Annotated in this window: 4 protein-coding genes; all 4 read right to left on the bottom strand. The window is 71.7% G+C overall.

What is annotated here, in order from left to right:
• Positions 1-179: 179 nt before the first annotated feature.
• Positions 180-779: a hypothetical protein gene (locus tag GUY60_RS32670; RefSeq protein WP_161704484.1), complete on the bottom strand. Its 600-nt coding sequence runs from the start codon at positions 777-779 to the stop codon at positions 180-182.
• Positions 764-1,915 (bottom strand): ParA family protein, encoded by a 1,152-nt coding sequence (locus GUY60_RS32665; protein ID WP_161704482.1) that lies wholly within the window; start codon positions 1,913-1,915, stop codon positions 764-766. The genes GUY60_RS32670 and GUY60_RS32665 overlap by 16 nt, the downstream gene beginning before the upstream one ends.
• Positions 1,916-2,292: 377 nt before the next feature.
• The gene (gene ald, locus GUY60_RS32660; RefSeq protein WP_161704480.1) at positions 2,293-3,408 is read right to left on the bottom strand and encodes an alanine dehydrogenase; all 1,116 of its coding nucleotides are present in this window, start codon (positions 3,406-3,408) and stop codon (positions 2,293-2,295) included.
• A 145-nt stretch (positions 3,409-3,553) separates the two neighbouring features.
• Positions 3,554-5,893, bottom strand: coding sequence for a tetratricopeptide repeat protein (locus GUY60_RS32655; RefSeq protein ID WP_376771345.1), 2,340 nt, complete (start codon positions 5,891-5,893; stop codon positions 3,554-3,556).
• Positions 5,894-6,068 lie beyond the last annotated feature (175 nt).

Below are 6,068 nucleotides of genomic sequence, written 5' to 3'. Positions count from 1 at the left end.
GCCCCCGCCCCAGCACCCGCCGACGGGCAGGCGGCGCGTCCGGCGTGGCGGTGGCAGAGGCTACGGAGGAGGAGTCATCGGTGGTCGGCATCGCGGTCCAGGGAGCGGGGGAAACGTACGTACGCGCACGAACGGGCAGAGGCTACCGCCCCCGCGCTCCCACCCGGGGACCCGGCGCGTCAGCGTCCGCGCAGGCGCCGTACGAGAATGCTGGCCTCGCCGCGGGACTCCAGGTCCGCGAGGACGACGGCGACGGCCTCGCGCACGATCCGGCCGCGGTCGACCGCGAGCCCGTGCTCACCGCGCAGCACGAGCCGCGCGTGTTCGAGGTCCATCAGCTCCTCGGCGGAGACGTACACCGTGATCTTCTCGTCATGCCGCTCGCGCCCGCTGGGCCGACGGGCGGCGGCCCTGCTGCGGCGGCGCGCGGCCTGGCCGTCCGCGGCGGCGTTCGCCGACGCCGCTTGCCGCCGCCCGGAGCGCTCGCCGGCCTTGTCGGCCTCGCCGCCCCGACTGCGGTGCTCGCCCGACTCCGCCTCGGCGGTGGTGTGTTCGGTGCTCTCGCCGCCGTCCCCGGAGCCGGCCGGGTCCGCCGCGGCGTCCTCGTCGGAGGTCCGGCCGGCGGCGGCCGCGGCGTCACTCTCGCCCGCGGGGGCGGGAACGCGCGGCTCGCCGTTGGTCTGACGACGGCCCGGCTTGGGCGCCGAGGCCTGCAGCCCCATCCCCCCGGTGGTACGGAACAGTTCGTCGGCCCCGGGCAGACTCACTCGGCGTGACACCGGGCGAGCACCTCCCTGGCGAGCTGGCGATAGGCGGCCGCACCGACCGAGTTGGAGGCGTACGTGGTGATCGGCTCACCGGCGACCGTGGTCTCCGGGAAGCGGACCGTACGCCCGATGACCGTGTGGTAGACGTGCGTGTCGAAGGCCTCGACCACGCGCGCCAGGACCTCACGGCTGTGCACCGTGCGCGAGTCGTACATCGTGGCGAGGATGCCGTCGAGCTCCAGGTCGGGGTTGAGCCGCTCCTGGACCTTCTCGATGGTCTCCGTCAGCAGGGCCACACCGCGCAGCGCGAAGAACTCGCACTCCAGCGGCACGATCACCTTGTGCGCGGCGGTCAGCGCGTTCACGGTCAGCAGACCGAGCGAGGGCTGACAGTCGATCACGATGTAGTCGTAGTCGTTCATGAGCGGCTTGAGGGCGCGCTGCAGGGTCGACTCACGGGCGACCTCGCTGACCAACTGGACTTCGGCGGCCGAGAGATCGATGTTGCTCGGCAGCAGGTCCATGTTGGGCACGGCGGTCTTGAGGAGCACCTCGTCGGCCGCCATGCCCCGCTCCATGAGCAGGTTGTAGACGGTGAGGTCGAGCTCCATCGGATTCACTCCGAGGCCGACCGAGAGGGCGCCCTGCGGGTCGAAGTCGACCAGGAGGACCCGGCGTCCGTACTCCGCGAGCGCGGCACCCAGGTTGATGGTCGACGTGGTCTTGCCCACGCCGCCCTTCTGGTTGCACATCGCGATGATCTTCGCGGGTCCGTGATCGGTCAGCGGGCCCGGGATCGGGAAGTACGGCAACGGGCGTCCGGTCGGGCCGATCCGCTCCCGGCGCTGGCGGGCAGCGTCGGGCGCGAGCGTGGCCGCGTACTCGGGGTCGGGCTCGTACTCGGCGTCGGGGTCGTAGAAGTGACCCTCGGGCAACTCGTCGTAGTCGGCGAAAGGTGTGGAGTTTTCGCCACTCGGGTCGCCGGCCATGGCGTTCACTTGATGGCCATCCATGCTCTGGTGGGCTGAAAGCGTCGGCTGCGGACGCTGCGTCTGCGTGCGCTGCGGGTTCTGGTGGTCGGCGAAGGTGCGGACAGCGACGGAGCCGACGGCCTCGATCCCCGCGGAGCCCGATACCTGCGCGGGCATTCCTGGTTGACCACCCCCGGGAGTAAATGTCGACTCATTCACAAGTCGTCTTACCTCCTTGGTGACCAGGAAACTTCTAGATAGGTCAGCGTGGCACCATGCCGACGGTTGGCGACTCTATGGCGTGTCACCGGTCCGCAGCAACACAATCCGCCGGACCCGGCCCGATGTGTCGGCATCCGAACACCCCTGTGTCAAGGGTGCGCGAGCCCCTTCGGGGGTGTTTCCCGGGTGTGCGAAACGGTTAAAGGGTTACGTTCGACGCGAGTTGACCGAGCGTCACAAAGTGACCCGATACACATGTGGCCGGACCTTGGCGAGCAAGGTCCGGCCACATGCGCGGGGTTGACGCCACGCGTTGACGCGGGCTTTGTCGACTAGCCGAGAAGGGTGCTCAGTTCGAGGTGCTCAAGGCCGAACTCCTCGGCCACCTCGGCGTAAACGACCTTGCCGTCATGGGTGTTGAGGCCGAGCGCGAGCGCCGGGTCACGGCGCAGCGCCTCGACCCAGCCGCGGTTGGCGAGCTCCAGGATGTACGGCAGCGTCGCGTTGGTGAGCGCGTACGTCGACGTGTTGGGCACGGCGCCGGGCATGTTGGCCACGCAGTAGAAGACCGAGTTGTGGACCTTGAAGGTCGGCTCGGCGTGCGTGGTCGGACGCGAGTCCTCGAAGCAGCCGCCCTGGTCGATCGCGATGTCGACAAGAACACTTCCCGGCTTCATCTTGGCGACCAGCTCGTTGGTGACCAGCTTCGGGGCCTTGGCGCCCGGGATGAGCACGGCACCGATGACGAGGTCGGCCTCGATGACGGCCTTCTCCAGCTCGTAGGCGTTGGAGACGATCGTCTGCACCTTGGTGCCGAAGATCTTGTCGGCCTCGCGGAGCTTGTTGATGTCCTTGTCGAGCAGGGTCACGTGGAAGCCCATGCCGACGGCGATCTGCGCGGCGCTCCAGCCGGAGACGCCGCCGCCGATGACGACGGCCTTGCCCGCGGCCGTGCCGGGCACGCCGCCGGGCAGCACACCGCGGCCGCCGTTGAAGGCCATCAGGTGGTACGCGCCGACCTGCGGGGCGAGGCGGCCCGCGACCTCGGACATCGGGGCGAGCAGCGGCAGAGCGCGGTTCGCGGTCTCGACCGTCTCGTACGCGATGGCCGTGGTGCCGGACTCCAGGAGCGCGTCCGTGCACTCCTTGGACGCGGCCAGGTGCAGGTAGGTGAAGAGGGTCTGGTCCTTGCGGAGGCGGTGGTACTCCTCCGCGACCGGCTCCTTGACCTTGAGCAGCAGGTCAGCGGTGGCCCAGACCTCATCGGCGGTGGGGAGGATCTTCGCGCCGGCGGCGACGTACTCGTCGTCCGTGATCGAGGAGCCGAGACCGGCGTTCTGCTCGATGACGACCTGGTGGCCGTGGCGCACCAGCTCGTGCACGCCGGCGGGGGTGATCGCCACCCGGAACTCGTTGTTCTTTACCTCGCGGGGGATGCCGACCTTCATCGTCGATCACGGTCCTTGACTCAGGGGATGTTTCAGGCAGGAACAGACATTCCCGTATGCACTGCGGCACAACGGGAGACACCGCGAAACGATGCGGCGGAGCCAGTCTAATGAAGGATTATGAGCTGTCTAGCCTTTCAAAGCATCAATCTTTTTGAGGTGCACTACGGATTTCGTAGGTGGACTCCGTGGCTCCGGCTTCGGAGTCCTCCTCAGCGGCCGCTTCTGCCTCCGCTTCGCCTCCCGCGGCGGCCTCTGCCTTCGCCTCTGCCTTCACCTCGGGTTCGGCACCGGCCTCGGGCCCCCGCTCCGGCAGGGGCACGACTTCCTCCGCACCGCCGTCGACACTCTCAACTCCCGTGTCCAGGACGGGTTCAGGCGCGATCGCCGGACCCGCTCCAGCCGGGGCCTCCACGGCCTCGGCGGGCCCCTCGGCCTCGGCGAGCTCTGCTCCCAGCATGCGCTCGGCCGCCGCGCGGTGCAGCCCGGCGGACGCGCTGTCGCCGAGCCGGTCGAGGGTGTCGGCCAGGCGCAGCTGCAGCGCCGCCTGGAGCCGTACGTCCTGCGCCCGCCGCGCCCACTCGACCGCGTCCAGGCAGGTGCGCAGCGACTCCTCGGGCCGGCCCGCGTACTCCTGGACCCGGGCCATCTCGCTCAACGCCCTTGCGTAGGACGGGACATCACCGCTCTTGCGGTAGCCGCTCGCCGCCGAGCGCCAGTTGCGCAGCGCCTCGCCGTACCTCCCCGCGTACGTCAGGGTGCTGCCGATCCGGCCGTAGAGGCGGGCCGCGTCGAGGCGCTCACCACGCGCGAGCCGGTCGCCCAGGGCGCGCCCGAACCAGTCGGCGGCCCGCTGCCAGTCCTCCAGCTCCTGGTAGGCGCCGCCTACGGATTCCATCGCGCGACCGGTCGCGTACGGGTCTCTCGCGGCGCGGGCCGCGTCCAGGGCCGCGCGGTAGCGGACGAGGGCCTCGCGGGTGCGGCCGGTGCCGGCGTCCAGGTCGCCGAGGTTGAGCAGCGCCGCGGCCTGCTCGCGGGGCAGCCGGCGGCGCTCGGCGACGTCGAGGACGAGGCGGTGGATGCCGTACAGGTCGGCGGCCGCCTCGGTGCCGCAGTGCGTGACCAGGGCCCGGGTCAGGGCGGCCATCAGACGCCGGGCGAGGGTGTCGAGGTCACCGTCCGCGACCGCGAGGCGGGCCGAGGCGAGCAGCGCGGGCCTGCGGACCCGCAGCCACTCGGCGGCGGCCTCCGTGGTGTCGAAGCGCAGCGCGCGCGGCAGTCCGGCGAGCTTGCCGCGGGCCGACGAGCCCTCCGGTTCGGTCACGGCACGGCAGGACTGCAGCAGCCGCACCGTGCGCTCCAGCATCCTGGCGCGGGCCAGCTGGACCTCGGCGGGCCGGTCCCGGGTCTCCGTCAGGGCCCGCAGCAGCGGCTGCAGGCAGCCGGGCACCGCGTACTCGGGGCCCTGCGCGAGAGCCGGCCCGCCGCGCTGCACCAGGCCGAGCTTCGCGAAGTCCTCCAGGGTGGTCGCCGCAGCCGAGACCGAGCAGCCGGCCAGGGCGGAGGCGGTGTGCGGGTCGGCGAGCCCGGCGGGCGCGAGGCAGAGCAGTCGCAGTATCCGCGCGGCCGGTCCCGGCAGCGTGTCGTACACGAAGCGGAACACCCGGGCCAGGCTGCCGAGCGCGCCCTTGCCGAGGGCGGCGCTCTCGTCGTCGGGGAGGTTGTGCAGCTGCTTGGCGAGCTCGGCGACGGAGGCCTTGGGGCGGGCCGCGAGCCAGCCGCCCGCGAGGACCAGGGCGGCGGGCTGGTGGCCGCACTGCTCGGCGAGGTTCTCGGCGGCCCGCGGGTCGACCGTGATCCGTACCGACCCGGTCCGTGCGCTGAGCAGGTCGAGCGCCGACTTGGTGTCCAGGCCGCCGAGCGTGCACGGGCGGACGTCGGAGATGCCGGTCAGCGGCCCGCGCGAGGTCGCGACGACCAGGCACCGCGGGGCGTCCGGGAGCAGCGGATCGACCTGCTCCGCGTCGGCCGCGCCGTCGAGCAGCAGCAGTACGCGCCGTACGGCGAGGGCCTCGCGGAGCGACTCGGTGAGCTCGTCCTCGGTGGCGCCCGGGGTGACCGGAACGCTCAGGGCGGCGAGCAGCTCGCGGGCGGTGCGCTCGGTGGGGACGGGCTCGCCGTCGGGTTCGGTGAGCCGGACGCGGAGCACCCCGTCGGGGTAGTCGCCGGCGAGGCCGCCGACGAGCTCCTCGGCGAGCGCGGTGCGGCCCGAACCGGGGCGCCCGGCGATCAGCAGCACGCGCGCGCGTGCGGGTTTGCGTCCGGACAGGGTGTCGAGGCCGGTGCGCGCGATGTCGGCGCGCAACTCCTTCAACTCCCGCTGCCGCCCGACGAATTCGGGGGTACCCGCAGGCCGCACCATGCCTGGTGCGGAGTCCTTCGCCAGGGGCGAAGAGACCTGGGTGTCCACCGCCTGATCCGTCACGGGCCACGCTCCCGTCCAGCTGCGCACAGAGCCCGCCCGCGGTCGCGGGACGGGGAATTCCGAGCGTAGTTCACGCTCTGTGGCGAATCGGGTGGAGCGCGGCGGGCACGTCCCCCGATCGGATCAGGGGATGGTCACACCGGATGCGACCGGGGGCGTGGCCCGGGTGTCAGGC

It is taken from the genome of Streptomyces boluensis, assembly GCF_009908195.1.
In the GTDB taxonomy this organism is placed as follows: Bacteria; Actinomycetota; Actinomycetes; order Streptomycetales; family Streptomycetaceae; genus Streptomyces; species Streptomyces boluensis.
This window is presented reverse-complemented; position numbering and strand designations above follow the sequence as displayed.